This window comes from Haloarcula sp. Atlit-47R (assembly GCF_003665985.1).
GTDB classification, from domain to species: domain Archaea; phylum Halobacteriota; class Halobacteria; order Halobacteriales; family Haloarculaceae; genus Haloarcula; species Haloarcula taiwanensis.
The window spans coordinates 435,390-460,583 of sequence record NZ_QPLQ01000003.1 but is presented as its reverse complement, the minus strand read 5'-3'; the positions used below and the strand labels follow the sequence as shown (position 1 = coordinate 460,583).

Here is a 25,194-nt window from a genome sequence, read left to right as displayed (position 1 = left end):
TTCAGCCGTCGTCTGCCGCGGCCGCGAGCCCTTCGTCGACCAGCCGCGTGAACCGGTCGATAAGACGATCTGTAAGCGACGGACGAACCGCCGCAAGCAGCCGCTGTGTCTCGTCCGGGTCAGTCAGGGTCACGACGACACGACCCCGGTCACCGTACGACTTCTCGAGTATCTCTGCGTCGGCCAGTGCCGAAACGTGCCAGGAAACCGTACTCCGGGCGACGCCCAGCCGGTCGGTCAGTTCGTCTGCTGACAGGGACTCCGCTTCCAGAAGATGCAAGAGAATCGTCCGCGCAGTCTCCCGCCGGGCAAAGGCGAGTACACGCCGCTCCCAGGGGTCGTACTCCCGGCTGTAATAGTGCGTTTTACCCTGAATCTCTTCGGCGACGATATCGCCGGCACGGCGCAGTTTCCGCAGGTGATACTGTGCCTGGCCAGTCGCGATATCGAGATCTGCTGCAAGCGCGTTGAAATGAACTCCCGGTTTGGACTCGACGTGGGAACGCACTTGCTCAGTAACCGTGGACATTGTCTTCAAGACAGCGTTCTATCCACCGAAACAACAGGGTATCGAACGTTCTCACCGCGTGGGAACTCGCCTACATTCCGCCGACTAGTTCCCGCGATATCTCCTCTGCGGGGAGCGTCTGACCGCCGTGTTCTTCGGCAAACGACTCGGCGTCCCCGCTGTCGCTAAACGGAACGATAGCGGTCCCCATCGCACCCTCTACCTCGGAGTTCGCGACGACAGTGAGGCGTTCCGTCGAAGCGAAGGCTTCTCGCCCCAGATGGCGAGAGATAATTGTCTTGCCCCCGTCGGTCTGGGTCTCGTAGTCGCGTGTACTGTAGTCGGTGAGGAACGTTTCCGCGGGCGTCCACCCCGATTGTTCTTTGGCGAATCGGTGGCGATACGTGCAGGTCGTACTGCAGAACCGTGCCGGCGGGTCGTGGCCCTCGGGCGAATTGTTCTGATAGTACGTTTGGCCGGCTGGCCCCGGGTGCTGGTCGATAACCATTCCACACTGGTCACAGTTCTGGCCGCTTTCGATGCTGACCGGGTCCATCTCCTCACTGGTTCCCAGACACCCCGAAAGCGAGACGACGGCCACAGTCCCAGCCCCGGCCAAGAAGCATCGCCGTGTGAACCCTGTTGTGTGTTTGGACATACGAGGTAGTACACTGAACGACATCAAATGGTTCATGGTGCGACCGTCGAAACGCCGGTCAGTCGGGGACGCTCGGCGGTGCGACCGAATAGATCGCACTCAGTACCAGCAGCGCGATCAGGAAGTCGAACCCGTGCTCAGTGAGGTGGTGTACGACCATCGGGACGACACCGAGAACGGTCCCGATACCGACCACGGACCGCACGACCAGTAACCCGATAGCGACGGTCAACAGCACGTACGGGCGTGACCGGCGCCGGCGTGTACTGACCGCTGCGACGACAAACAGCGCCACCGTTCCGAGTGTAGCGAGGCCTAGTACGGCGATCAACACTGCGGATTGACCGGGACCGATCCAGTCAGCCGTCGGTTGGAGCATCTCTCAATAGTCTGTTTCGAACAGTAGCACTGGAATCGGTTTCGGTCGCCGTCGCTGCCGCCGCTGAATCACAGACGGATGTACTCAGACACACCTCCACCGGCGAACCCCTGCTCGAACGGATCTGTCGCCCTCTCAGGTAGCCACCAGCACTGGCCGCCCCGCGTTCTGGACAACCCGGTCTGTCACACTGCCGATCTGGTTGCCTTTGCTGTGAGAATGGCCGTGGTAGCCGAGCACGACCAGATCGGCGTCGACCTCGTCTGTATAGCTGATAATTTCCAGGTACGGGTTCCCGTGACAGCATCGAGTGGTGACCTCGACGTCAACGGCGTCGCCTCTCTCGGCGACTTCTGCCAGCGCAGGCTCCCATCCTATTTCAATCTACTTACAATCCTCACTTAGTTGCACCTTATTACACGTAGCGCCCGCCAACAGCGGAATCTGCCAGCTTCTACTGGCGCAGGAGTATCGTCATTTCAGTAATGTCGTCCGGTTGTACCACGAGCAACCGACAGTCACGGTTCGATGTTCTCCCGAAAGTCGGGAGCCAGTCCGGTCTGCTTGATTCCGGTGAGATCCGTTATCTCGAATTCGTAAAGCGCGACTCCGCCGGACGTGGTGGCCGTCTGGAGCGTGTTGGGTCGCCAGGCGTTTTGTGTCATCGCCGTAATCTCTGCCCACTCGTCTTCTGGGACACTGTTGATATCCCCGGCAAGCATCACGCTCTGCCACTCAAACGCGGTGTCAATCTCGTAAACGAGAAACCGGCCGCGGCCGGCCCGCTCAGTTAGGTCCGCTTTCTGACTTGACTCGCCCAGCAGGTACGTGAAATAGAGACACGCCCCATCGTCGAAGCCGTACGAGAGCGGCAGCAGATACGGAACATCTGTTGTCGGAAGCCCGAGGACGCCGGTTGAGTGTGTGGCGAGGAACTCCTGTATCTCCTCGTCGTCCATCCGCTCAAGTCCGTACGCCTCTAATTCATCGATTGTCATAGCTCGCGTCTGATCATCCAGTTACGTATCCTGAATGTGACCCCACGGTAAAAAAAGTAGAGCGCGCTCCTCAGGGAGAGGCCGCCTGCTGTGTGGCACAGATACTGCGCCATCTCCGAACGGACCCGGTACTCGTTATATTCCCGGGACACATCCCGCCGAGAACTCGTGATAATCCCGGTAAAACAGTTGGGTGCCACACCCACCTACCGGATTTCTAATAACGTGAGAACCACGACTGCAGTTTATTGACTGACAGCAACGAGCTGTAAACGCAGCAATGTTCGATTCAATCCTGGTTCCGACCGACGGCAGCGAGCACGCAACCCGGGCCGCTGAACACGGGGCAGCGCTTGCGCGTGCGTTCAGCGGGACTCTGCACGTCATGGCTGTCATCGATACGCGAACGGCGGGCGGACCATTCAGCAGTGGTGAACTCGACGACGAGACACGCGACCGCATGAGGGCCGACGCCGACGCAGCAGTCACGGCCATCACAGACGCGGTGGACGCCGCTGGAGCGATACAGACGACTATCCGCACGGGCAATCCTGTCGACGAGATTTGCGCATACCGCGACGACCACGATATCGACCTGATTGCGATGGGAACGCACGGTCGTACCGGTGTCGGGCGATATCTCGCCGGAAGCGTGACAGAGAGCGTCGTCCGGCAGGCTGATGTCCCCGTTTTTACCGTCCGCGCAACCGAACAGAGTCGCGAGACCGACTCCTACGACGACATTCTCATCCCGACGGACGGAAGCACGTCTGCAACGGCTGCTGTCGAACCGGCATGCGAGATTGCAGCGCAGTTCGATTCTCGCGTTCACGTTCTGAACGTCGTCAACCTCGGCGACGTGGCGACCGGTTCGGAATACACGCTGCCGAAAGACTTGATCGATACTCTGGAATCACAAGGTAAGAAGGTGACCGAGCGGATTGCAGCGCAAGCACGCGAGTCCGGCGTGGACGCTGTCACGCAGGTCGTCGATGGATTCCCGGCGGCAGATATTCTCGATTACGCTGAGGAGAACGATGTCGATCTGATTGCGATGGGGACGGCCGGCCGGACTGGGCTCAATCGGTTCCTCATGGGAAGCACGACAGAACGGGTCATCAGACACGCTGACATGCCTGTGCTGGCAGTCAATGCCCGAGACCAGCATGGCGACAAAGCCTGAAAACAGCGTCACGCGTTTCTGTCTGCCAGCGTCTGACTGCGGACGGCGTCGGCCATGTCCCCAGCGAGCCAGCAGTCAGATGCGGCTCGACCGTGCACTTATTGCTGTTCCTGTTGTGACAGTAACTATGTCCGCGGACAACCCGATTACGATGACGGACGAGGAACGGGACGCGCTTCTGGGCAACGGGGGGACGGGCGTCCTCTCGCTGGCTGCCGGCGACGCACCGCCACACTCGGTTCCGGTATCATACGGGTACGACGCGCCGACTACTACCTTCTATTTCCGGCTGGCTGTCGGCGCTGAGAAGTCGAAGGGCGAACTCAGCGACCGCTCGGCGACGTTCGTGACCTATCGCGAGACAGAGACTGGGTGGCAGAGTGTGGCCGCCAGCGGTCGACTTGAAGATGTCGAACGGGAGGGAATTGAGACGGACACGCTAGCGGGACTCGAACACGTCGACATTCCGCTGGTCGACATCTTCGAACGCCCGCTCCGCGAGGTGACATTCGAATTTTACCGCCTCGTGCCGGATGACCTGACGGGACGAACCGAACTCTAACACGAGACGGCTCTCAGCAGTACCGGCGAGTGCGAGTATGGATATCATACAATTGATGCGTCCATTCCCCGTCGAAACCAGCGTCTCAAAGAAGCACTGCCGTACTACGGAGGTAAACTCATATCAACACAGCGGTAGATCTGCCGTCCATGTCCGAAGCTGCCCACACGCAACCGACTGCCGACGTTCTTTCCGGACTCGACAGCGAGTCTGCCGGGCTATCGGCGTCGGAAGCCCGCTCTCGGCGCGACAGACACGGCGAGAACGAAATCACGCAGGGCAGCAAACGGACACCACTCGATATCGCTGTTGCACAGTTCGATAGCGGCCTTATCTGGGTTCTCGTTGCGGCCGCGATACTGTCCGTGTGGGCGGGACACGCTGTCGACGCAGTCCTGATAGCCGTGATTGTAGTCGGGAACGGTCTGTTCGGCTTCGTCCAGGACTACCGTGCAGAGGGAACGCTCGAATCCTTGCGAGAACTGACCGCTCCAACCGCGACAGTCAGGCGCGACGGCAAATCTGTCGAGGTCGACGCGACCGAACTCGTCCCGGGTGACGTTATCGAACTGGAGAGCGGTGACGTCGTTCCAGCCGACGGTCGGCTGATTGACTGTCAGTCCTTGGAAGTAGACGAAGCAGCGCTCACTGGTGAGAGCACGCCGGTCGCGAAGGGAACTGAGCCGGTCGGAACCGATACACCGCTTGCGGAGCGCGAACCGATGGTGTACAAGGGGACGAACGTCACGCGAGGTTCGGCTGTCGCCGTCATCACGACAACCGGGATGAACACTGAGGTCGGGTCCATCGCCCGCAAGCTCGCGGGCACGGAGGAAACCGACACACCACTCCAGACTGAACTCGACGCACTCGGGCGGACACTCGGTATCGGTGTGATAGCCCTTGCTGCGCTCGTGGTTCCACTTCTCGTTCTCCAGGGGACTGAACTGGTGCAGGCGGCACTCACCGCGATATCGCTCGCGGTGGCTGCGGTTCCGGAAGGCCTTCCAGCGGTGGTGACGCTAACGCTGGCCCTCGGTGTCCGGAAAATGGCCGACGAGAACGCGCTCGTGCGGCGCTTGCCCGCCGTCGAGGCGCTGGGCTCCGTCGATGTCATCTGTACGGACAAGACCGGAACGCTGACTGAGGGACGGATGTCAGTTAGTCGGATCTGGGTCAACAACGCCGTTGTCGACACTGACGAGATAGACGGGGAATCCTTGCCGGACCGCGTTGCCAAAGTGCTGCGTGCAGGGACACTGTGTAGCGATGCGACTCTTGAGGAGGGCGACCCGACGGAGCAGGCCATCGTCATGGCGGCTGATGAGTCCGGCATCAACGTCGAACGTCTCCGTGAAGCGAACCCGAGAACAGACGAGATACCGTTCTCCTCGGAGCGCAAGTGGATGGGCACTGTGCACGATGACACGGTCTACGTCAAAGGCGCACCCGAAGTCATCCTCTCGAAGTGCGCCCGTGTCCTCACCGACACTGGACCGGCGGACCTAACGGCCGACAGCGCCGAGCAGATCAGGGGGCAAGTCAGAGCGTTCGCTGACGACGCGCTCAGGGTGCTCGCCGTGGCGTACTCAGCGGACGCCGACGTGGTCGAACGCGATGACACAACCGGGCGGGCCGACGATATCAGCGACGACCTGATCTTCGCCGGGCTGATCGGCATGATCGACCCGGCCCGTGGAGAGGTCGCCGACGCGATTGCGGCGACTGAGCGTGCCGGCGTCGGCGTGAAGATGGTGACCGGGGACAACGTCCGGACCGCCGCGGCCATCGCCGGCAAACTCGGGATCGGCGAGCGCGTGATGGACGGCCGCGACGTCGAGGATTGCTCCGAGGCAGCGCTCCGTGAGCGTGTCGAGTCTGTGGACGTGTTCGCACGCACGTCTCCGGAGCACAAAGTACGGATTCTGCAAGCGTTACAGGCGAACGGTCACACCGTCGCAATGACTGGCGACGGGGTCAACGACGCACCGGCGCTGAAAAACGCCGATATCGGCGTCGCAATGGGCGTCCGCGGAACTGACGTGGCCAAACAGGCCAGCGATGTTATCCTGCTGGACGATAACTACGCGACAATCGAGCGGGCAATCGAGCGCGGACGGGCGATCTTCGACAACGTCTGGAAGTTCGTCGGGTACCTGCTGAGTGCCAATGTGGCAGAAGTGGCTATCGTCTTTCTCGCCTCGCTCTTTGGCTACCTCGTCTTGCCGGCGGTGCAGTTGCTGTGGATTAATCTCCTGACTGACGGACTGCCAGCGCTCGCGCTCGGGGCCGACCCGAAGAGCGATGACGTGATGCAGCGGCCGCCCAGAGACCCGGACCGGGGCATCATCGACCGCGAGATGCTCGCACTCATCGGGGGCACAGGAGTCATTTCGACAGCCGTAATGCTCGGGCTGCTACTGGTCACGCTTGCAGGCGCACCCGCAGTCACGCCTTACGCGATGACGATGGTGTTCACCGGGTTCGTCTTCCTCGAATTCGAGAAACTGCACGTGATTCGCTGGCTCCGGGAGACACCGCAACTGTCGAACCGGTGGCTGGCCTCCGCCGTTTGTGGGTCGGTACTCCTGCAGCTCGCCGTCCTGTACACTCCTCTCAACACCTACTTCGGGACGGTCCCGCTCGGCTTCGCCGACTGGGGGTTGATCGGTGGGGCTCTCTTGCTCGCCTTGCCGCTGTACCTCGCTGTCGCCAGCGGCGTGAAGCGTCTGTAACGCTCTGAGCCGTGGCCCCTAGAGGTGTCCGTTGAGCACCTTCGCGGCGACCAGCACCGGGTCCCAGACGGGGCTGAACGGCGGCGCGTACGCCAGGTCAAGTCGTTCCAGTTCGTCGACAGTCATATCAGCCTCGATGGCCGTCGCGAGCGTGTCGATACGTATCGCCGCACGGTCTTCGCCGACGATTGCACCGCCCAGCAGGCGACCGCTCTTCCGGTCTGCGACCAATGTCACGTCGGTGTCGTCGCCGCCGGGGTAGTACCCTGACCGGGAGCCGGCGGTGACTGTTTTCGATACCGGGTCGAACCCGGCAGCGCTGGCCTCTTCGTGGTCGAGGAGGCCGACGCGCCCGCATTCGAGGTCGAACGCCTTCACGACGGCTGTCCCGGCGATATCGCCGACGAGGGAGGGGTCACCAGCGACGGTCTGCCCGATTGCGCGACCGGCCCGGTTCGCAGTCAGTCCGAGCGGAACCCAGTCGGGCGCATCGGTCACGGCGTGGCGGTCCTCGGCGCAGTCCCCGGCGGCGTAGACGCCATCGACGTTCGTCGCCCCGTACTCATCGACCGCTATCGCCCCGGAACCACCCAGTTCAACCGGTGTGTCTGTGACGAGTGCGATGTTCGGCCGGATGCCGATACCGACCAGTGCGAGGCCCATATCGGTGGTGCCGCTGTCGTAAGCGACTGACGCAACACGCCCGTTTTCGTCGCCGACGAGTTCGTCTACAGCGGTGTTCAGATGCAGCGTCACGCCCTGCTCCCGGAGGTGGTCGGCAACGCGCTCGCCCACTGCTTCCCCGAACGGCGGCAGGAGGTGGCCCGACCGCTGGAAGAGGTGCGTCTCCACGTCGTGGGCGCGGAACGCCTCGGCCATCTCCACGCCGACGTAGCCGCCGCCGACGATGGCGACGCGCTCGGGTGGCTCCCAGTCGGTATACTTTTTGACGAGCGCCGTATCGACGTATTCGATACTCGTGTCGACGGCGTCGTCGTCAGGTCCGGACAGCGCGGCGCGGACTGCGGCGGCCGAGTCCAGCCCGTGCATCGTGAACGCGCCGTCGAGGTCCGCCCCTGCGATCGGTCCAGTCACGGCGTGTGCACCTGTCGCGACGAGCAGGTCGCCGTATGGCTGGTCGAACGTCTCGCCGTCGTGCGCGACGGTGACCGTCTCGGCATCGGTATCGACGCTGACGACCTCGTGGTTCCGGCGAAGGTCGATACCTCGTTCGGCCGCCTGCTCGGGCGACAGCGAGAGGAGGTCAGTCAGCCGCTCGACAGTTCCCTTCACGTAGTACGGCGTCCCGCAGTGGGCGTAGGACACCCACTCACCCTTCTCGAAGACAATCACGCCACGGTCCGGTGCCTCACGGGCGAACTTGCTCGCGGCGCTTAGCCCGGCTGCGTCGCCACCGATGACTACGAACGGGTCTGTCATACAGTCCGTTGCGTCGCTGCAGTACTTAGTGTTGAGTGAGAAATGGGTAACTGCAGAGACCACTGTGAATACTTGTGTCCGGAGCGGATTCGAATTGGCTGTCCGGTGGTTCCCGTGAAAGACACGGACGGCCTTCGATTCAGCCGCGCTGTGGGTCGATACAGCGCGATTGGACCTCTGCTGTCGGAATTAGAAGGTGATGACCTCGTAGTCGTCGTCGACGAGTGAGCGGATGCTCGGGTGGCCGTCGTGGTCGTCCAGCGTGACAAGCCCGGCGTCGTCGACGGCGTCTTCGACGCCGAACGCGCCGGAACAGTAGTCACAGACTGCAACGTCATCCTTGAGACTCTGATACAGTTCGTGGTAGTCGCTGTCCTCGTCTTCGAGTTCCGGGATCCACTGTGTTCCGGCCCCGTCGAAGATGAGTTCGAGGTCGTCTTCATCGTTCTGTGCGAACTCCGCTGCGGCTTCGAGGCCGTTTGCGAGCCGGCCGAGGTTTTCGTGTCCCTCCGTCCCTGCGAGGATGATGATGGCTGCTTTTGTCATTACGTGGCGTAATAGCGGACCCGACAATATATTACGAGTGGGTGCGTGCACCGGGGTTGAACTCGCACCAAGTATTTATAAACCAAGATCAGTCGGACAGTGAGTGAGCTGAGCCCACAGAGGGCAACCGCGTGCTGGCGGATGGCGGGCGACTCGGCTTCTCAGACTCGTCGTCGACGGTGGTCGGCCTCACGTGCTCGACTCAGTCGTCGCGATACTTTCCTTATTCGACGGTGTAGAAATGCGATTCTATTCAGTGTAGGACTCGATAAGCGCTCGGAGGTCAGCTTCGCCTTTGACGCCGACGATCTCTTCGACCTGCTCACCGTCGGCGAACAGGATGAGTGTTGGGACGCCCCGGACACCATACGACTGAGCGAGTTGCTGGTTGGCGTCGACATCAACCTTGGCTACGGTCGCATCGGTTTCCGCGGCTAGCGTCTTGACTACCGGTTCGAGCATCTGGCACGGGCCGCACCAGTCGGCATAAAAATCCACGAGGACGACATTGTGCTTGCCGATGACATCGTTGAGTTGGTCCGCTCCGTCAATGTGAAGCGGTTCGTTCGTCGCGGCCATCTCGGTGTCGGACGGAGTATCGGTTGTCATCGATATATCATAGGCGTTTGCGATAAATAAGTGTTTGCACAGAAAGCACAATACTATGAATTATTGAATGCCGGACAGACACCGTAAAAATATACGTCGCCACAGGTACAAATCGACGCGGCGCGGGAGCCAGGGTACGATAGAGGGGCGTCGTTAGCTTTCGACAGTAGGGGCCGTGGACTCAGCCTGTTCGTACTTGTTTTCGAACTCCTGAATCAGTTGCCCCATCTTTGCGTACCAGTCGTTGAGCATCCGCTGCATCTCGTCTGCGATCTGTGACGGGTCTGTCGGCGAGTAGACGTGGTAGTAGCCGCCTTGATCGTAGTTGATCTGGTCTTTCTCGATGAAGCCCGTCTGGAGGAGCCGCTGGACGGCGCGATACGCGGTCGAGCGCTCTCGGTCGACTGCTTCGGCGAGCTCGTCGACGGTCAGCGGTTCGTCAGCCTCGACGAGCGCTCGAAAGCACTCTTTATCGAGTTCCTTGAGGCCGTGGAAACATTCCAATAGCCCCTCGCACTGCATGTCCTGTCGGAGTTGTTCAGACATCGAATCTGGCATTGTTATCACGTCTTCGTAGCCGCTACGCGGTTAAAAGACTTGTGTACAGTTCGCACAAATGCACGCAAAAGCTGCTAGCTAACGAGTGGGTGGGAGCACAGTCATACAAGTGACACGACTTTTACCGTCAAGGCAGTCTTCCCCGTCGCGGTGTCGTGCCAGTTTCACTCCCCGGCCTCGACACACCCGGTGCTGCTTACTCAACCGCTCATGTCGTCTTTGTGGCGGAGAACGATTGAGTCGTACCCGTGGCTGAACCTTTGATACCACTGTATTTGTGGTATTGCTGCCCACTTTTCACACGACCGGTTCTTCCTGAGAGCGTTGGCGCGGGATTCCAAGGACAGACCCAGCGCGGTAGCTCGGTAGCACTCGCTCACGGCGCAGTTTCCGTGCCACTCTACATCTACATCACTCCTGAGTGGCTGGACGATACCTATATTCAGCCCACAGATGACAGTCACACCCTCAATATGTAGCGACCGATTCGTCTGATTCAAGATCTGCGAGAACGGCTCACGCCGCTGACGTGCACCCGAAGAGATTTTGTTCTGTAGCCACAATACAATACACGAATGACGCTCCCAATCGACCCGAGTCAGATCGACCCTGAAGACATCGGTGAACAACAGGCGACGCTCGAAATGAGCCACGAGGACGCTATCGAACACGTCCGGGACGTGTTTACCGACGCTGGATTCGGGGTCCCCGTCGAATTCTCGCCGTCTGAGATGCTCAACGAGAAGATTGACGCGGACCGTGACCCATACTACGTGCTGGGTGCCTGCAATCCCGAGGTCGCTGACCGTGCTCTCGACGCGACGGACAACAAACTCGGCGCACTCATGGCCTGCAACGTCGTCATCTGGGAGGAAGAACCCGAACAACAGCGCGTCTATCACGTTTCGATTATGCGTATTGCTCGCCTCGTTGGAATGGCCCCCCACAACGAGGAGATGGCAGACATCGTGGCTGACACCGGCGAAATCGTTGACGAGGCGTTCCAGAACCTCTAACATGGGGTATCACACGTTCGACGCCGACCGGGCCGACAAGCTCGAAGACGCACAGCAACGGTACCGATTTCTCTCCGCGGAAGAGCTCCGCTGGGCGTTGTCGACCAATCGGGACGACACGGTCGCGGACCTCGGGAGTGGGACTGGTTTCTACACCGACGATGTTGCATCGGCCGTTGACCACGTGTACGCCGTGGATATCCAGGAGGCGATGCACGACTACTACCGGGAGAAAGGTGTCCCCGACAACGTCGATCTTGTGACGAGCGCGGTCGATGACCTCCCGTTCGATACTGCCGGCCTTGATGGGGCGTTCTCGACGATGACGTACCACGAGTTCGCTAGCGACGGGGCGCTAAACGAGGTTGCACGAGTGCTCAAATCTGGCGGAACGTTCGCTGTCGCCGATTGGGCGGCTTCCGGCAGTGGTCACAGTGGGCCGCCCGTCGATGAACGATTTTCGGCTGACGAGGCGACGGACGCGCTCCGACAGCACGAGTTCACGGTTGAGTTCGCAGCTGTGCGGCCGGAGACATTTCTGCTCGTCGCGAGTGCTGAATAACGGGCCAGCCCTGACACCCGAACTCCCCCGGTTTCTTCTTTCCTCTGAGAGCCTGTCCGGGAACAGTACTGGCCGACCTGTTGCGCTCGAACGTCTGGCCGTCAACTGGCGAACAGCCGGCGCTCTGCCCGTTCATGATCGGCGGCCAGTACGTCTACGAGGGGGGCAAACGGAGCCATCTCGTCCAGCCCCCGGTCCGCGCTTTCCTCGACTGCGGCCGTCATCACCGGCTGTAGCTCGTTCAGGATTCGCTGGGCATCCGTGTGACCCAGCGAGAGGAGTCGCTGGGCCGCGCCCAGCAGCCCGGTGACGAAGCCGTGACAGCACAGCAGGCAGGCCTCGCGGACGGCGACGCCGGCCAGTCCCGTCGCAACGCCGAGCACGACGGCGTAGTTCCCGGGCGCGTCGTCGGCGTCGACGCGCTCCGCGTAGCGGTCCAGCATGGCCTCGTCGCGCAGTTCCGTCTGGAGTGAGAGCAGTCGGTCGCCGGACTGCTGTGCGCTCTCGCGGAACTCCGCGGCCAGCGTCACGGCCGAAAGCCGCCGGTCGGCCCGGCAGACCTCATCGAGGTCACCGCCGCTGGCGGCAGCGTGTGCGGCCCGTAACGCGACGAGTTCGGCGGGGCCGACCTGCCGGCGGAGGTACGTCGACAGGAGCGCTTCGAGGTCGGTCGCGTCCTCGACCCGGTCGTCTTGAATGAACTGTTCCAGCCCGTAGGAGACAGTGTAGGTCCCGACCGGCAAGAACGAATCCGCCAGCCGGAACGATTCGAGCGTTGCAGCGTCGGTCATCGCTCGCCCCCGTCGATAGTGCGGACGCCGTGGTCGTGGGCGTGGCCGCCGTGACTGTGGCCTCCGTGGCCCTCGTCGCCGTGGGTGTGGTCGACCCCGTCGTCGTCGAACGTCGTCGGCGGCACGTGCTCGTACCGCGTCGGCACGTCCCCGGGGAGCAGGTCGGCGACCGCGGCTTCCATCCGCGACTTCGACTCGGTCACCGGGAACAGGGCCTCCTCGCCGCGGACCGCGAGGTTCCAGTGTCTGTTCCCGACCGCGTGACCGAGTTCCAGCGCCGCGGTCGGTGACACGTCGCTGGCGGCGAAATCGAGCACCAGGGCCTCGACCGCGGCGAGTTCGACGACGACGAGGGTGCCGCCGTCGGCTTCCAACACGTCGCCGTCCGCGAGGTCGCGGGCGACCACGATACCGAGGTCCCGGCCGGCCGTCGTTTCGGTGCGCACCCGCGAGCGCCGCCGTTCGGTGTCCGAGAGCACGACCGTCGCGTGGTCCGACCCGTCGACCGCCTCGGCGACGGCCTCGTCGTCGCGGTGGCCGAGGTAGGTGTCCGCGACCAGCATCAGTACTTCCTCCCGGACGGCGCGGGCGCGTCTAGCAACTCCCGTCGGGCGTGGTCCCAGGCCGCGTGCAGCGTCGACTGCACGGTCTCGGCCCGGTCGCCGAGGGCACGGACCGCGACGCCGGCACCGTTCGGGAGCGCCGTCGCGCCGGCGCGGGCCCTGCCGTCGGCGACGACCGCGTGCAAGGCGTCGCTGAGTTCGCCCTCGTCGCGGTCGGGCGCGAGGACGAACGCCGTCCCGTAGACGGTGAACTCGCCGAGGACGCCGGGGGCCGTCGGGTCGCCGTCGGCCGGCGTCAGGTGCGTCGCGTCCTCGAACAGGAGGCCGTCCGGCCCGTCTGCACGCACGCGGGAGAGGTACCGCTCGAACTCGAAGCGCTCGCCGCGGGCGAGTCGTCCGGGGACGACGACGTCGCTGACGACGGCGGTCGCGCCGGGGGCCAGCTCGACCGACAGCTCCTGCAGGTACCGCGAGTCGGCGTGGAGAATCGTCGGCTCGGGCACGTAGTCCAGGTGGGCGTCGGCACCGACGCTGAGGGTCGTCTCGGCGGCGGCGTAGTTACACGTCATCGTCTGGACCTTCGTCGAACTCTGGGTCGAGACGTGGGCGACGGCGTCCTCGCCGACCTCGATAGTCACGTCGTGGCGGTCGCCCTGTGCGACGCCGCCGGTCGGCGACTGGACGAAGACGGTGTCGGCCTCGGGGAGGGGGTCGTGGCCCAGCGTCCCCGAGATGTGGAACGGGACCGTCGCGTAGTCGTGGACCAGGGTCGTCCCGTCGCCGGTCCGCTCGAAGGTCAGTTCGAGGACGCCGTCTTTCCCGGGCGACCCCACGGCGGCCTGCGGGACGGCCTCGGTCGCGTACCCCTCGAACGCCGGATGGGGCGCGTCGGCGGCCATCAGGCGAACAGCACCCCCTCCCGGACGTGTGACAGCACCTCGTCGACGTTCGTCTCGTCCTTGCAGTTGGTGAAGACGACGGGGCCGTCCCGGACCTCGTCGGCGTCCCGCTCCATCACGTCGAGGTCGACGCCGACGTGGGGCGCGAGGTCGGTCTTGTTGACGACGAGCAGGTCACAGTCGACGACCCCCGGCCCGCGCTTGCGGGGGATGTCCTCGCCCTCGGCGACGGAGATGACGTACAGCGAGTAGTCGGCGAGTTCGGGGTTGAACGTCGCCGCGAGGTTGTCGCCGCCGCTCTCGACCAACACGAGGTCCAGTTCCGGGTGCTCGGCGAGGAAGGCGTCTATCTGCTGGAGGTTCATCGACGGGTCCTCGCGGATGCCCGTGTGCGGGCACGCGCCGGTCTCGACGCCGGCCACGAGGTCCTCGGGGACGACCCCGGCGAACCGCTCGCGGAGCACGTCGGCGTCCTCCTGGGTCAGGATGTCGTTGGCGATGACGCCCACGTCCAGGCCCTGATCGCGCAGTTTCGGGACGAGCGCGGTCAACAGCGACGTCTTCCCGGAGCCGACCGGGCCGCCGATGCCGACCGTCGCCACGTCCCGATGTGTGAGACTCATTCGTCTGTCCTCGCTGAGTCTCCGCCATCGGTCGCCGCATCCTCGCTCTCGCTGTCGGCCGCCCCGACACTGTCGGAGCGAATCGGGTCGTGAACCGTGACGAGTTTCGTCCCGTCGGGGAACACCGGTTCGACCTGAATCATGTCGATCATCTCCGGGACGCCGTCCATCACGTCCTCGCGGCCGAGCAGTTTCGACGCGCCCGACCGGATTTCGGCGACGGACTGACCGTCGCGGCCGCGCTCGATGCACCAGTCGCTGATGTAGGCGACGGCTTCGGGGTGGTTCAGCGGGACGCCGCGTTCCTTGCGGCGTCGCGCGACCTCTGCGGCGGTAAAGACCGTGAGTCGCTCCTGTTCTTTGGCTGTGAGTTTCATAGCAGGTACCGCTGTGCGAGTGGTAGTTCGGAGGACGGTTCGCAGGTGACGTGTTCGCCGTCGACCCGGACCTCGAACGTCTCGGGGTCGACCTCGATGTCGTCGGGGCAGTAGTCGTTGTACACCATGTCGTCCTTGCCGGGCGTTCGCGCGCCCTCTATCGGCACGACGCGGGAGTCGAGCCCGTACTCCTCGCCGACGCCGGCCTCGGCGGCCGCCGGGGAGACGAACGACAGCGAGAGGGCGTGTCTGGCCTTGCCGACCGCGCCGGCCCGCTCGCGCTGGATGATGGGCTCGCAGGTCATCAGCGAGCCGTTGGCCTCGCCCATCTCGGAGTGGACCGGGAAGCCGCCCTTGAACGTCATCGCCGGCTTGACGCCGAAGAAGGCGGGGTCCCAGAGGCAGATGTCGGCCAGTTTCCCCGGTTCCAGCGTCCCGACGTACTCGTCGATGCCCGCAGAGATGGCGGGGTTGATGGTGTACTTCGAGATGTAGCGCTTGATGCGGTGGTTGTCCGCGCCGGTCCCCTCGTCCTCGGGGAGCGGCCCGCGCTGGGACTTCATCTTCGAGGCGGTCTGCCAGGTGCGCGGGATGACCTCGGCCATCCGCCCCATCGCCTGTGAGTCGGAGGTCATCATCGAGATGGCCCCCATGTCGTGCAAGACGTCCTCGGCGGCGATGGTCTCCGCCCGCACCCGCGACTCTGCGAAGGCCACGTCCTCTGGCACGTCGGGGTTGAGGTGGTGACACACCATCACCATGTCGAGGTGCTCGTCGAACGTGTTGTCGGTGTAGGGCATCGACGGATTGGTCGACGACGGGAGCATGTTCGGCTCGCCGACCATCTCCATGATGTCCGGCGCGTGGCCGCCGCCCGCACCCTCGATGTGGAACAGGTGCATGGTCCGGCCGTCGACGGCCCCGAAGGTGTTCTCCAAGAAGCCCGCCTCGTTCAGCGTGTCCGTGTGCATACAGACCTGCACGTCCTCGTCCTCGGCGACTTCGAGGCAGGTATCGATGGTCTCGGGCGTCGACCCCCAGTCCTCGTGGAGTTTCAGCCCGCAAGCCCCGGCCGCGACCTGCTCGCGGAGCGGTCCCGGTTCCGAAGCGTTGCCCTTCCCGTAGAAGCCGACGTTGACCGGCCACGCCTCGGCTGCCTGCAGGAAGCGCTTGATGTTCTCCGGGCCGGTCGTGGTCGTCGTCGCGCCGCCCCCGTACCCGCCGCCGAGCATCGTCGTGATACCGCCCGACAGCGCGTGTTCGTGGAGCTGTGCGGAGTTAAAGTGGATGTGGATGTCCAGGCCCCCGGCGGTCGCGATCTTCCCCTCGGCCGGGTACACGTCCGTCGACGGGCCGACGACCATGTCGACGCCGTCCATCGTGTCGGGGTTGCCGGCCTTCCCGATGCCGGCGATTTCGCCGTTCCGGATGCCGATGTCGGCGGCGACGATGCCCAGCACGGGGTCGATAATCGTCGCGTTCGTCAGCACCCAGTCGAGCGCGCCCTCCGCCTGCGTGACGCCGGGTGCCATGCCCAGCCCGTCACGGAGGGTCTTGCCGCCGCCGAACACCGCCTCGTCGCCGTGGGTCCGCAGGTCCTCCTCGACCTCGGCGAACAGCTCCGTGTCGCCGAGCCGAACTTTGTCGCCTTCCGTCGGCCCGTACAGTTCGGCGTAGTTCTCGCGGTCGATGTCGCGTGTCACTCCGCTCCCTCCTCGTCGCTGTCGGCCCCGGTGTCTCCGAATCCGGCCGCGCGCATGCGCTCGACCGCGTCGCTCGTGTCCCCGTCGACGCTCCCGTTCACGAGGCCGTTCATCCCGTGGGCGCGGCGCTTCCCGCCGATTTCGACGAGTTCGACGGTCTGCTCGTCGCCGGGTTCGAACCGGACGGCCGTCCCGGCGGGGATGTTCAGCCGCATCCCCATGGCCGCTTCGCGGTCGAACTCCAGGGCTGCATTAGCCTCGAAGAAGTGGAAGTGGGACCCGACCTGCGAGGGTCTGTCGCCCGTGTTCCCGACGGTCACCTCGGTCGTTTCCCGGCCCTTGTTCAGCGTCACTGTCCCTTCGTCCGGGATGACCTCGCCGGGAACGAGTCCGTCACTCATCGCGCCACCGCCCCGCGCATTTCTGACTGTTTGTCTATCATCTGTCCCTTTCTTTGAATACGCATACTAAAATGATTGCTCTCTGCGCAAGTGACGCCCCTATGTCGAGAACTGGATTAAATAATAAAGTTCCGGACCCAGATAAAGGGGTTCGACTATCGAACTGTCCTACTTCCGGGAGTCAACACGACTCACGTCCAGTCTGTCGTCTGTACCGACAGCGATGGCTCCAGTGACGCGGGCGAGGATATGACGGGTGATCTGCGGACTGAGAGCGCAAAACTGCCTGACAGCGGCGAGATAATTCGCTGTGAAAAAATAACGCTTTGACTTCTACTTTTTCCGCATCGAATAATTGGGAGATGAAATTATGAAACAATCCAAACTTAAACTCTAATATTGATGGGTACGGCGACTATTCGTCATATCCTTTGACGACCTTATACTATCAAGAGTGTGTGGTGGACAATATAAGATAAGAGTGGTAAACCTTATTTGCTACCTCCCAGACGGCAACACTGTGAACGATATCATGGACGAACGTTCGGATATCCTGAGTAAAGAACGAGAGATGACCAAAGATAATGGAAGTAACAATCCTAACAAAAACCTAGTCTCGGATGTGAAAGCATGAGCCGGTCCCCTCTCAGTCGCCGCCAGTTCCTCGGCGCGAGCGGGGCCGCACTCGTCACCGGCCTCGCCGGCTGTTCCGCCGGTGAAGGTGGGACTTCTACGGACACCGCAAGCAGTACTGATACGCTCAAAATCGGCGTGCTGGAGGACCAGTCCGGGAACTTCGCCCTCGTCGGCGACCCGAAGGCCAAGGCGTCGATGCTCGCCATCGAGGAAATCAACGCCAACGGCGGCATCGACGGCAAGCAGATAGAGACGTTCCAGCGCGACCCTCAGTCGGACAACCAGCGCTACCAGGAACTGACTCGCACGGCGATAAACGAGGAGAACGTCGACGCGCTGTGGGCCGGCTACTCTTCGGCGACTCGGGAGGCCATCCGCCCGATTATCGACCGCAACGAACAGCTGTACTTCTACACCACCCAGTACGAGGGCGGCGTCTGCGACGAGTTCACCTTCGCGGTCGGCCCGACCGCCCGCCAGCAACTCGGCATCGTCCTCCCGTACCTGGTCGAGGAGTTCGGCCCGGACATCTACACCATCGCGGCCGACTACAACTTCGGCCAGCTCTCTGCGGACTGGGTGAAGGTGCTTGCCAACGAAAACGACGCGAACGTCCTCGGTGAGGAGTTCATCCCTCTCAGCGAGTCCTCGTTCGGCTCGACGATCAACCGGATTCAGGAGGCGGACCCGGATTTCGTCATGTCGATGCTTGTCGGGGCGAACCACACGTCGTTCTACGAACAGAAGGCCTCGGCCGGCCTCGACATTCCTATCGGCACGTCAACGGCGATGGCACAGGGGTACGAGCACCGTCGGCTCGACCCGCCCGCGATGGCAAACATCTACGCCGGCGTCAACTACATGGAGGAGGTGCCGACCGAGAGCAATACTGGTGACGGCGGCTTCGTCGACCGGTACTTCGAGATGTACCCCGACGCACCCTACCTCAACGAAGAGGCCGAGACCAACTACTTCTCGACGTACATGTACAAGAAGGCCGTCGAGCAGGCCGGGACCACCGAACAGCCGGAAGTCATCGACGCCCTGGAATCGGGCATCGAACTCGGCACCGAGGAGGCCCCCGAAGCGCCCGAGAGCGAGACTATCAGGCTCGACGGCGCGACCCACCACGTCGACCACCACATGTGGATTATGCGCGCCGACGAGGAGCACAACATCGAGGCCGTCGAGAACCGCCAGATTCCCGAGACGTTCCTCTCGGAGACGGCCGGCTGTAACCTCCCCGAGAACCCGGAGCAGACCCAGTACACCCCGGTCGACTACTACGAGGAGGCCGAGTAGGGATGGTAAACGGGATCAACCTCGCGTTACAGTTCCTCGATAGCTTCGCGTTCATCGTACTCGCCGCGGCGGGGTTGGCCATCATCTTCGGCATCATGGGCGTCATCAACCTGGCACACGGGGAGTTCATTCTTATCGGGGCCTACACTGCGACGCTGGCCGTGACGCAACTCGGACTCCCGCTCGTCGTGGCGATGCTTGTCGGCGGTCTGGTCACCGGCCTCTTCGGGATTCTGACTGAGCGGGTGATAATCTCCGGAGCGTGGCCCAACTATGTCAGCCAGCGGACGCTCGGCCGTGACATCATCGAGCCGCTGTACGACCGACTGGCCGATTCCATGGTCGCCACCTTCGGGCTTAGCCTGATACTGACACAAGGCGCTCGGATACGCTTCGGGAACTCCATCGACCAGATTGCCACGCCGTTCGGTGCGATATCGTACGGGGAGTTCTCGTACTCGTCGTACCGAATCGTCCTGGCCGGCGTCAGCATCGGGCTGCTCCTGGTCACCTACTACCTGTTCACTCGGACGGACTTCGGGATGCGTGCCCGGGCGACGATACAGGACAAGCAAACGGCACAGGCCATGGGCGTCAACACCGACCGGATGTACATGCTGACGTTCGGAATCGGCTCCTCGCTGGCGGGACTGACCGGCGCGCTGTTCGCGCCGGTCATCTCGATGCAGCCGACGCTGGGCGACCAGTTTCTGGTTGAGGCGTTCGTCGCCGTCGTCGTCGGGGGGCCGAGCGTCGTCCTCGGGACCGCGCTGTCGGGGGGTGTCCTCGGGGCGATTCTGGCCACGTTCTCGAATCTCTACGGGACGTTCATCGGCCGTATCGCGCTGCTCGTTGCTGCGCTGATCGCCCTACGGTTCCTCCCTAACGGCATCACCGGCTTCATCGACCAACTGCGGAAACGGAGACAGGAGAGCGACTAGATGGCGAGAAACAGTGCAAACGGCGAGGCGAACAGGTCGCTTCCGGGTCGGCTCCGCAGTCGGTTCGAGGGGCCAAACACCATCGGGGAATCCCGCGGGTTCTGGGGTGGCTTCGCCGCCGCTGTAGCGGCGCTCGCCGTCTACCCAGCCTTCGGTGACAGCTCCCAGCTGTCGCTGTTCATGGTGCTGGCTCTTTTGGGGCTTTCCCTGTCAGTCGTCTGGGGCTACTCTGGCGTGCTGAGCTTCGGGCAGGTCGTCTTCTTCGGCATCGGAGCCTACACGTTCGGCGTCGTCTCGATCAACTTTGCGACCCCGGGTGGGATTACGGCCGCCGTCGTCGCCGGTATCGTCGGCGGTGGCCTCAGCGCAGCGATACTGGGCTACTTCATGTTCTACGGCGGGGTGCGTGACGTCTACGTGACCATCATCACCCTCGTCTCGACAATCGTGATGCACACGTTCATGGCTCAGACTGCCGGGTCAGAGTGGGCCATCGGCGAGGCGGCGCTCGGCGGGTTCAACGGGATGCCGGACATCCCGCTGTTGACTCTCGGTGTCGGTGGGCTGTCGTACCAGTTCATTTACAACCCGTTCCCGATGCGGGTAATCGGCATCGGAGCGTTTGAGATCAGTCCGTTCTACTACCTCGTCCTAGTGTTGTTGGTCGGGACGTACCTCGCATTGCGAGCCCTCGTCAATTCTGACTACGGTCGCGTGATGGTCGCCGTCCGCGAGGACGAGGACCGAACCGAAATGTTCGGCTACAACGTGACCCGCGTCAAGTTCGTCGTGTTCACGCTCGGCGGCGCGCTGGCGGGCCTGTCCGGCGTGCTGTACGCCGCACGAAACGTCTACATCGACCCGACCGTGTTCTCGCTGCTGTTCGCGACGCTGCCGGTCATCTGGGTGAGTATCGGCGGCCGAAAGAGCTTGCTCGGGGCCGTTGTCGCAACGCTTGCCATCGAATACCTCCGCATCTCGATGGCGGGTGAGCTGGCGCTGGTCCTGCTTGGCACTCTGTTGCTAGTGACGATTCTGGTTCTTCCGAGCGGTCTCGTTCCGTGGCTCCACGAGCAGATCGTCGCAACTCGACTCGGACCGGGCGAAGCCGGTGGAGCCGACACACCCGATGCGCCGAGTGAGGTGAGTGACTAATGAGTGATACTGAAACCGAATCCGACATCGACCCGCTTGGACCGAACGTCCGGCAGACCGCTGCGGAACTGGCAACGGGCGACAGAACCGAGACACTGCTGCAGACCGACGGGCTCGTCAAACAGTTCGGCGGGTTCACCGCTACTGACGACGTGGACTTCTCGGTCGCCGAAGGGGAGCTACGGTGTCTCATCGGTCCAAACGGCGCTGGCAAGTCAACATTACTGAACCTGATTACCGGTACCTACGAGGCGAGTGACGGCAGTATCTACTACAACGGCCACGATATCACCGACCTCGAACCACACGAGCGGGTGTCACGCGGCATCAGTATGAAGTTCCAGGTCCCGTCCGTGTACGGTGACCTGAGCGTTAGAGAGAACGTCAGACTCCCCGTCCAGCAGTTCGCCGACGGGGAGGAACGACGGCGGCTTGTCGCCGAGGCCATCGGGGCTGCTGGTCTCACCGGCTACGAGGACGTCGAAGCCGGCCAGCTCTCACACGGCCAGCAACAGCAACTCGAAATCGGGATGGCTGCCGCGCTCGAACCCGACCTCCTCCTCTTGGACGAGCCGGTCGCCGGCCTCGACGTGGCCGAGCGCGAAGCTATCGCCGAGCGGATCAGACGGCTCAACGAGGAGAAAGGGATTGCCTTCATCGTCATCGAACACGACACCGACTTCGTCGCGAGCATCGCCGAGGAAGTGACCGTCCTGCACAACGGCGAGGTGTTCCGCGAGGGAGCGATTGCGGAAATCGAATCCGACCCGGAGGTCCAGCGGATCTATCTGGGTGGTGAGTCGTGATGCTCGAACTCGACGACGTTTCCGCTGCCTACGACACGACGCCGATACTGCGGGACGTGGACCTCTCTGTCGAGGAGGGGGAAATCGTCGGCGTGATGGGAAAAAACGGCGTCGGCAAGACGACGCTCCTGAAGACGGTGATGGGTTTACTGGAGTCCAGCGAGGGGACTATCCGCTACGACGGCGTGGATGTGACCCACGCGAGCGCCGACGAGCGCGCCCGGGCCGGAATCGGCTATATCCCGCAGGGCCGGGACGTGTTCCCAAAGCTAACCGTCGAACAGAACATCAAAATGGGTGAGACCATTCGGTCTGACAGCGATGAAACGCTGTACGACCAGATATACGACTACTTCCCCGTACTCGAAGAGCGGGCCAGCCAGGAGGCCGGCACGCTCTCGGGCGGGCAACAGCAGATGCTCGCCATCGGCCGCGCACTGGTCTCGAACCCCGACCTGCTCCTGCTCGACGAGCCCAGCGAGGGCATCCAGCCCTCTATTGTCGATCAGATCAGCCAGGATATGCAGACCATCAACGCCGACCTCGGGACGACGATTCTGTTCGTCGAGCAAAACCTCGGCGTCATCCGTGAGATGGCCGACCGCTGTTACGCGATGGAGCGTGGGACGGTCGTCGACGAACTCGGCCCGTCGACGATTGCCGACGAGGACGCGATTGCGGAGTACCTCGCGGTCTGAGACGGGCTGTTGGCGCTGGTCTGGACCGCTGGCACCGACCTTCTGGCGGTCGCCTACGGAGCGACCCATGGCGGTTCGGACGCGCTGTCATATTGAGTTTCTAACTACTTCCTGATTACACGCAAGCAACCGAATCAACAGGAACTTGAGTACCCATCGTACAGACGTGTACACGAATGTCCGATCGTGATTCTTGGATCTCGAACCTCGGTTTCGTGCTTGCCGCTGTCGGCGGTGCAGCGGGCCTCGGGAACATCTGGCGGTTCCCGTGGCTGACCGCCGGGAACGGCGGCAGCGCGTTCCTCATCGTCTATCTGCTCGTCGTCGTCGGCATCGGCGTTCCGGGACTGCTCGCTGAGTTCGTCCTCGGACGCTGTGGGCGGCAGACGCCAACCGCGGCGTTGCGCTCACTCACCGGCTCCCGCTGGGGGTCATGGCTGGGCGCGTTCAACGTCCTCACAACGCTCGTTATCCTCTCGTTCTACTCTGTCGTCGGCGGGTGGATCCTCCGCTACACGCTCGTCTCGCCGGTCGGAGCCTACTTCGGGCAGCCCCAGCAGTACTTCGGGGCGATGAGCTTCGGGCTCGACGCGGTCGCCTTTCACCTGCTGTTCCTCGGTATCGTCGCTGCTATCGTCTTTTTCGGCGTGAGCCACGGTATCGAACGCGTCTCGAAGGTGATGCTCCCCGGCGTCGTGATTATTCTCCTCGGCCTCGCAGTGTGGACGGCCACCCAGCCGGGTACGGCCGCCGGCTACGCGTTCTATCTCAGCTTCGACGCTGAATACCTCGCCGCGAACTTCCTGAGCGTCATCGGGCCGGCGGCGGGCCAGGCGCTGTTCACCCTCTCGCTCGGCGCTGGAGTCATGCTGACCTACGCCTCGTATCTCGACGATAACGCATCGCTTCCACGGGATACGCTCGTTATCGCAGTCTCAAACACGTTCATCGGAGTCCTCGCCGGACTGGTCGTCATCCCGCTGCTTTTCTCACAGGGCGTCGACCCCGGACAGGGCGGTCCCGGTGCGCTGTTCGTGGCGCTCGCGACGGCGTTTGCGACGCTTCCGGGCGGCGAACTCGTTGCAACCGCGTTCTTTGCGACTGTGCTGATGGCCGCGGTGACCAGCGGCATCAGCCTGCTTGAGACGCCGGTGGCAACGCTCGTCGACAGCTTCGGCGTCCCGCGACGCCGGGCGACGGTGCTGGTATCGGTCCTGCTCGCCGCCACCGGGAGCGGACTGTCGCTCACAAGCTCGGTGTTCCAGTTCGTCTCCGGCACGCTCGCCGACCTCCTCTTGACTGTCGGGCTGTTCGCGTTCACTGTCATCGTCGGCTGGCTGCTGCGCGTGGAAGCGCTGGCCGAGTTCCGCGCCGGAACCGACCGTTTCGAATGGGTAGCCAAGCCGTGGCTTCTAACCGTTAGCTGGGTGCTCCCTGTTGTCGTGCTGTTCCTGTTGACGAACACCCTCGCGTCGCTCGCTGGGATGTCGCTGGGACTCGGCGGCCGAGCGCTCATTGCTGTCGTCGGTACCGTCGCCCTGGCTATCGTCGTTCGAAACGGAAGCCGAAGTGACCTGTTGAGTTCGCAGTAAGACGGCTGTTTTGACTTGTCCCGGCTCTGGAATCCGGCGCTAACACTCCTCACAACCGCAGTAGCGCTCGCAGACTGGGTTCGCACAGTCGGGAGTACGCGCCGAGCAGAACTCTCGGCCGTGGGTAATAAGCAGGACGTGCAGCGGGTAGGTCAACTCGTCAGGAATGAGGGCGTCTAGCTCGTCGTGGGCGCGCTTGTTAGTCGCCGACTCGGGCACTAGCCCGAACCGCTTGGAGACCCGCTCGACGTGGGTATCGACAGCCATTGTTGGCTTCCCGAAGTGGAAGTTCAGGACGACGCTGGCGGTCTTTGGACCGACGCCCTTGATATCGGTGAGCCAGCCTTTCGCCTCGTCGGTGGGCATGGCGTCGAGGAAGGCAAGAGAGTAGGCACCGCCGGTTTCCTCGCGGATGGCCCCAAGCGCCCGCTGAATACGGGCCGCCTTCTGGTCGGGGAGCCCTGCGACGCGGATGGTGTCGGCCAGCGTATCGTGGTCTGCCCCTTCAATGGCTGCGAAGTCGTCGTACGCCGCAAACAGCGCCTCGGAGGCTCGGCGCGTGTTCTTGTCGGCCACGTTCTGTGAGAGAATCGTCGTCACCAGCTGTCGAACCCCTTCGCCAGGGTCGGCGTCGGCGTCGGCACCGTGGTTGCTCGTACGTTCGACGGGGCCATGCAGCGAGACGAGATCCTCGTGGAGGGCACGAACAGCGGCGGCATCCCACTTCTCAATCGTCGACATATTCCGAGACACGGACTGAACGGACTTCAACACACTGACCCGCTGTTCGGTTTCGATCCACAACGCCCCTAAACCATGGCAGAAGCGACTTTCGACAGAGCCATACCACTCACCGCGTGACTGCCAGCAGGCAGCAGCAAGATCGGAGTCGGGGCAGTCTACCGGGGCAAGACCCTCTCAGTATCAGCCATGGTGTTTTGCGATGGGGGAGA

General features: G+C 62.9%; 28 protein-coding genes. 11 read left to right on the top strand and 17 right to left on the bottom strand.

The annotated features are described in order from the left end of the window. Nucleotide 1: 1 nt before the first annotated feature. From DVK00_RS14420 to DVK00_RS14400, 5 genes are all read right to left on the bottom strand, one after another. Nucleotides 2–529 (bottom strand): helix-turn-helix domain-containing protein, encoded by a 528-nt coding sequence (locus DVK00_RS14420; protein WP_121513154.1) that lies wholly within the window; start codon nt 527–529, stop codon nt 2–4. A gap of 70 nt (nt 530–599) precedes the next feature. Further along, a complete protein-coding gene (locus tag DVK00_RS14415; RefSeq protein ID WP_101351591.1) occupies nt 600–1,166 on the bottom strand; it encodes a nitrous oxide reductase accessory protein NosL in 567 nt (188 codons plus the stop codon). Between the two features lie 58 nt (nt 1,167–1,224). Next, the gene (locus DVK00_RS14410; protein ID WP_101351590.1) at nt 1,225–1,545 is read right to left on the bottom strand and encodes a hypothetical protein; all 321 of its coding nucleotides are present in this window, start codon (nt 1,543–1,545) and stop codon (nt 1,225–1,227) included. Nucleotides 1,546–1,680: 135 nt separating this feature from the next. After that, nucleotides 1,681–1,905 (bottom strand): universal stress protein, encoded by a 225-nt coding sequence (locus DVK00_RS14405; protein WP_232794593.1) that lies wholly within the window; start codon nt 1,903–1,905, stop codon nt 1,681–1,683. A gap of 158 nt (nt 1,906–2,063) precedes the next feature. Further along, nucleotides 2,064–2,543 carry a pyridoxamine 5'-phosphate oxidase family protein gene (locus DVK00_RS14400; protein WP_101351589.1) on the bottom strand — a complete coding sequence of 160 codons (480 nt, stop codon included), beginning with the start codon at nt 2,541–2,543 and terminating at the stop codon, nt 2,064–2,066. A 280-nt stretch (nt 2,544–2,823) separates the two neighbouring features. Between DVK00_RS14400 and DVK00_RS14395 the strand changes: the two genes are divergently transcribed. From DVK00_RS14395 to DVK00_RS14385, 3 genes are all read left to right on the top strand, one after another. After that, nucleotides 2,824–3,726 carry a universal stress protein gene (locus DVK00_RS14395; protein WP_101351588.1) on the top strand — a complete coding sequence of 301 codons (903 nt, stop codon included), beginning with the start codon at nt 2,824–2,826 and terminating at the stop codon, nt 3,724–3,726. Nucleotides 3,727–3,853: 127 nt separating this feature from the next. Next, nucleotides 3,854–4,288 carry a pyridoxamine 5'-phosphate oxidase family protein gene (locus DVK00_RS14390; RefSeq protein WP_101351587.1) on the top strand — a complete coding sequence of 145 codons (435 nt, stop codon included), beginning with the start codon at nt 3,854–3,856 and terminating at the stop codon, nt 4,286–4,288. A gap of 149 nt (nt 4,289–4,437) precedes the next feature. Continuing rightward, nucleotides 4,438–7,023, top strand: coding sequence for a calcium-translocating P-type ATPase, PMCA-type (locus DVK00_RS14385; protein ID WP_121577911.1), 2,586 nt, complete (start codon nt 4,438–4,440; stop codon nt 7,021–7,023). 18 nt (nt 7,024–7,041) lie between these two features. On the opposite strand, the gene DVK00_RS14380 is transcribed toward DVK00_RS14385, so the two are convergent. From DVK00_RS14380 to DVK00_RS14365, 4 genes are all read right to left on the bottom strand, one after another. Further along, on the bottom strand, nt 7,042–8,463 hold the full coding sequence (locus DVK00_RS14380) for an FAD-dependent oxidoreductase (RefSeq protein ID WP_121577910.1): 1,422 nt from the start codon (nt 8,461–8,463) through the stop codon (nt 7,042–7,044). A gap of 189 nt (nt 8,464–8,652) precedes the next feature. Then, entirely contained in the window at nt 8,653–9,009 is a 357-nt protein-coding gene (locus tag DVK00_RS14375; RefSeq protein ID WP_101351584.1) for a DsrE family protein, read from the bottom strand. A gap of 249 nt (nt 9,010–9,258) precedes the next feature. Further along, nucleotides 9,259–9,618 carry a thioredoxin gene (trxA, locus tag DVK00_RS14370; RefSeq protein ID WP_121537217.1) on the bottom strand — a complete coding sequence of 120 codons (360 nt, stop codon included), beginning with the start codon at nt 9,616–9,618 and terminating at the stop codon, nt 9,259–9,261. A 153-nt stretch (nt 9,619–9,771) separates the two neighbouring features. Then, on the bottom strand, nt 9,772–10,176 hold the full coding sequence (locus DVK00_RS14365; RefSeq protein WP_101351582.1) for a helix-turn-helix domain-containing protein: 405 nt from the start codon (nt 10,174–10,176) through the stop codon (nt 9,772–9,774). Nucleotides 10,177–10,751: 575 nt separating this feature from the next. On the opposite strand from DVK00_RS14365, the gene DVK00_RS14360 reads away from it, so the two are divergent. Next, on the top strand, nt 10,752–11,192 hold the full coding sequence (locus DVK00_RS14360) for a DUF302 domain-containing protein (RefSeq protein ID WP_101351581.1): 441 nt from the start codon (nt 10,752–10,754) through the stop codon (nt 11,190–11,192). Between the two features lies 1 nt (nt 11,193). Further along, nucleotides 11,194–11,754 carry a class I SAM-dependent methyltransferase gene (locus tag DVK00_RS14355; RefSeq protein ID WP_121577909.1) on the top strand — a complete coding sequence of 187 codons (561 nt, stop codon included), beginning with the start codon at nt 11,194–11,196 and terminating at the stop codon, nt 11,752–11,754. A 101-nt stretch (nt 11,755–11,855) separates the two neighbouring features. On the opposite strand, the gene DVK00_RS14350 is transcribed toward DVK00_RS14355, so the two are convergent. The 7 genes from DVK00_RS14350 to DVK00_RS14320 are packed head-to-tail and all read right to left on the bottom strand — an operon-like array spanning nt 11,856 to nt 17,111. Then, nucleotides 11,856–12,545, bottom strand: a complete 690-nt coding sequence (locus tag DVK00_RS14350; protein ID WP_121577908.1) for an urease accessory protein UreF — start codon at nt 12,543–12,545, stop codon at nt 11,856–11,858. Continuing rightward, nucleotides 12,542–13,108: an urease accessory protein UreE gene (locus DVK00_RS14345; RefSeq protein ID WP_121577907.1), complete on the bottom strand. Its 567-nt coding sequence runs from the start codon at nt 13,106–13,108 to the stop codon at nt 12,542–12,544. The genes DVK00_RS14350 and DVK00_RS14345 overlap by 4 nt, the downstream gene beginning before the upstream one ends. Further along, nucleotides 13,108–14,007, bottom strand: a complete 900-nt coding sequence (locus DVK00_RS14340) for an urease accessory protein UreD (protein WP_121577906.1) — start codon at nt 14,005–14,007, stop codon at nt 13,108–13,110. The genes DVK00_RS14345 and DVK00_RS14340 overlap by 1 nt, the downstream gene beginning before the upstream one ends. Then, nucleotides 14,007–14,630 carry an urease accessory protein UreG gene (ureG, locus tag DVK00_RS14335; protein WP_121513144.1) on the bottom strand — a complete coding sequence of 208 codons (624 nt, stop codon included), beginning with the start codon at nt 14,628–14,630 and terminating at the stop codon, nt 14,007–14,009. Before ureG ends, DVK00_RS14340 begins: the two co-directional genes overlap by 1 nt. Next, nucleotides 14,627–15,007 carry an urease subunit gamma gene (locus DVK00_RS14330; RefSeq protein ID WP_121577905.1) on the bottom strand — a complete coding sequence of 127 codons (381 nt, stop codon included), beginning with the start codon at nt 15,005–15,007 and terminating at the stop codon, nt 14,627–14,629. Before DVK00_RS14330 ends, ureG begins: the two co-directional genes overlap by 4 nt. Further along, nucleotides 15,004–16,710: an urease subunit alpha gene (gene ureC / locus DVK00_RS14325; RefSeq protein WP_121537209.1), complete on the bottom strand. Its 1,707-nt coding sequence runs from the start codon at nt 16,708–16,710 to the stop codon at nt 15,004–15,006. Before ureC ends, DVK00_RS14330 begins: the two co-directional genes overlap by 4 nt. After that, nucleotides 16,707–17,111: an urease subunit beta gene (locus tag DVK00_RS14320; protein WP_121577904.1), complete on the bottom strand. Its 405-nt coding sequence runs from the start codon at nt 17,109–17,111 to the stop codon at nt 16,707–16,709. Before DVK00_RS14320 ends, ureC begins: the two co-directional genes overlap by 4 nt. 630 nt (nt 17,112–17,741) lie before the next feature. On the opposite strand from DVK00_RS14320, the gene DVK00_RS14315 reads away from it, so the two are divergent. The 6 genes from DVK00_RS14315 (at nt 17,742) to DVK00_RS14290 (ending at nt 24,241) form a co-directional block, all read left to right on the top strand. Beyond that, nucleotides 17,742–19,049: an urea ABC transporter substrate-binding protein gene (locus DVK00_RS14315; protein WP_121577903.1), complete on the top strand. Its 1,308-nt coding sequence runs from the start codon at nt 17,742–17,744 to the stop codon at nt 19,047–19,049. Nucleotides 19,050–19,051: 2 nt separating this feature from the next. Then, complete coding sequence (urtB, locus tag DVK00_RS14310; protein ID WP_101351571.1) at nt 19,052–19,990, top strand: urea ABC transporter, permease protein UrtB; 939 nt, start codon at nt 19,052–19,054, stop codon at nt 19,988–19,990. Next, complete coding sequence (urtC, locus tag DVK00_RS14305) at nt 19,991–21,145, top strand: urea ABC transporter, permease protein UrtC (RefSeq protein ID WP_121577902.1); 1,155 nt, start codon at nt 19,991–19,993, stop codon at nt 21,143–21,145. Next, nucleotides 21,145–21,951 carry an ABC transporter ATP-binding protein gene (locus DVK00_RS14300; protein WP_121513137.1) on the top strand — a complete coding sequence of 269 codons (807 nt, stop codon included), beginning with the start codon at nt 21,145–21,147 and terminating at the stop codon, nt 21,949–21,951. Before urtC ends, DVK00_RS14300 begins: the two co-directional genes overlap by 1 nt. Continuing rightward, complete coding sequence (locus DVK00_RS14295; protein ID WP_101351568.1) at nt 21,951–22,649, top strand: ABC transporter ATP-binding protein; 699 nt, start codon at nt 21,951–21,953, stop codon at nt 22,647–22,649. The genes DVK00_RS14300 and DVK00_RS14295 overlap by 1 nt, the downstream gene beginning before the upstream one ends. A gap of 176 nt (nt 22,650–22,825) precedes the next feature. Continuing rightward, nucleotides 22,826–24,241: a sodium-dependent transporter gene (locus DVK00_RS14290; RefSeq protein ID WP_101351567.1), complete on the top strand. Its 1,416-nt coding sequence runs from the start codon at nt 22,826–22,828 to the stop codon at nt 24,239–24,241. A 39-nt stretch (nt 24,242–24,280) separates the two neighbouring features. On the opposite strand, the gene nth is transcribed toward DVK00_RS14290, so the two are convergent. After that, a complete protein-coding gene (gene nth, locus DVK00_RS14285) occupies nt 24,281–24,982 on the bottom strand; it encodes an endonuclease III (RefSeq protein WP_121577901.1) in 702 nt (233 codons plus the stop codon). Nucleotides 24,983–25,194 lie beyond the last annotated feature (212 nt).

Excerpts from the sequence above, each read along its gene's own strand:
- DVK00_RS14420 (WP_121513154.1), bottom strand. The coding sequence starts at position 529 with ATGTCCACGGTTACTGAGCAAGTGCGTTCCCACGTCGAGTCCAAACCG.
- DVK00_RS14415 (WP_101351591.1), bottom strand. The coding sequence starts at position 1,166 with ATGTCCAAACACACAACAGGGTTCACACGGCGATGCTTCTTGGCCGGG.
- DVK00_RS14410 (WP_101351590.1), bottom strand. The coding sequence starts at position 1,545 with ATGCTCCAACCGACGGCTGACTGGATCGGTCCCGGTCAATCCGCAGTG.
- DVK00_RS14400 (WP_101351589.1), bottom strand. The coding sequence starts at position 2,543 with ATGACAATCGATGAATTAGAGGCGTACGGACTTGAGCGGATGGACGAC.
- DVK00_RS14395 (WP_101351588.1), top strand. The coding sequence starts at position 2,824 with ATGTTCGATTCAATCCTGGTTCCGACCGACGGCAGCGAGCACGCAACC.
- DVK00_RS14390 (WP_101351587.1), top strand. The coding sequence starts at position 3,854 with ATGTCCGCGGACAACCCGATTACGATGACGGACGAGGAACGGGACGCG.
- DVK00_RS14385 (WP_121577911.1), top strand. The coding sequence starts at position 4,438 with ATGTCCGAAGCTGCCCACACGCAACCGACTGCCGACGTTCTTTCCGGA.
- DVK00_RS14380 (WP_121577910.1), bottom strand. The coding sequence starts at position 8,463 with ATGACAGACCCGTTCGTAGTCATCGGTGGCGACGCAGCCGGGCTAAGC.
- DVK00_RS14375 (WP_101351584.1), bottom strand. The coding sequence starts at position 9,009 with ATGACAAAAGCAGCCATCATCATCCTCGCAGGGACGGAGGGACACGAA.
- trxA (WP_121537217.1), bottom strand. The coding sequence starts at position 9,618 with ATGACAACCGATACTCCGTCCGACACCGAGATGGCCGCGACGAACGAA.
- DVK00_RS14365 (WP_101351582.1), bottom strand. The coding sequence starts at position 10,176 with ATGCCAGATTCGATGTCTGAACAACTCCGACAGGACATGCAGTGCGAG.
- DVK00_RS14360 (WP_101351581.1), top strand. The coding sequence starts at position 10,752 with ATGACGCTCCCAATCGACCCGAGTCAGATCGACCCTGAAGACATCGGT.
- DVK00_RS14355 (WP_121577909.1), top strand. The coding sequence starts at position 11,194 with ATGGGGTATCACACGTTCGACGCCGACCGGGCCGACAAGCTCGAAGAC.
- DVK00_RS14350 (WP_121577908.1), bottom strand. The coding sequence starts at position 12,545 with ATGACCGACGCTGCAACGCTCGAATCGTTCCGGCTGGCGGATTCGTTC.
- DVK00_RS14345 (WP_121577907.1), bottom strand. The coding sequence starts at position 13,108 with ATGCTGGTCGCGGACACCTACCTCGGCCACCGCGACGACGAGGCCGTC.
- DVK00_RS14340 (WP_121577906.1), bottom strand. The coding sequence starts at position 14,007 with ATGGCCGCCGACGCGCCCCATCCGGCGTTCGAGGGGTACGCGACCGAG.
- ureG (WP_121513144.1), bottom strand. The coding sequence starts at position 14,630 with ATGAGTCTCACACATCGGGACGTGGCGACGGTCGGCATCGGCGGCCCG.
- DVK00_RS14330 (WP_121577905.1), bottom strand. The coding sequence starts at position 15,007 with ATGAAACTCACAGCCAAAGAACAGGAGCGACTCACGGTCTTTACCGCC.
- DVK00_RS14320 (WP_121577904.1), bottom strand. The coding sequence starts at position 17,111 with ATGAGTGACGGACTCGTTCCCGGCGAGGTCATCCCGGACGAAGGGACA.
- DVK00_RS14315 (WP_121577903.1), top strand. The coding sequence starts at position 17,742 with ATGAGCCGGTCCCCTCTCAGTCGCCGCCAGTTCCTCGGCGCGAGCGGG.
- urtB (WP_101351571.1), top strand. The coding sequence starts at position 19,052 with ATGGTAAACGGGATCAACCTCGCGTTACAGTTCCTCGATAGCTTCGCG.
- urtC (WP_121577902.1), top strand. The coding sequence starts at position 19,991 with ATGGCGAGAAACAGTGCAAACGGCGAGGCGAACAGGTCGCTTCCGGGT.
- DVK00_RS14300 (WP_121513137.1), top strand. The coding sequence starts at position 21,145 with ATGAGTGATACTGAAACCGAATCCGACATCGACCCGCTTGGACCGAAC.
- DVK00_RS14295 (WP_101351568.1), top strand. The coding sequence starts at position 21,951 with ATGCTCGAACTCGACGACGTTTCCGCTGCCTACGACACGACGCCGATA.
- DVK00_RS14290 (WP_101351567.1), top strand. The coding sequence starts at position 22,826 with ATGTCCGATCGTGATTCTTGGATCTCGAACCTCGGTTTCGTGCTTGCC.
- nth (WP_121577901.1), bottom strand. The coding sequence starts at position 24,982 with ATGTCGACGATTGAGAAGTGGGATGCCGCCGCTGTTCGTGCCCTCCAC.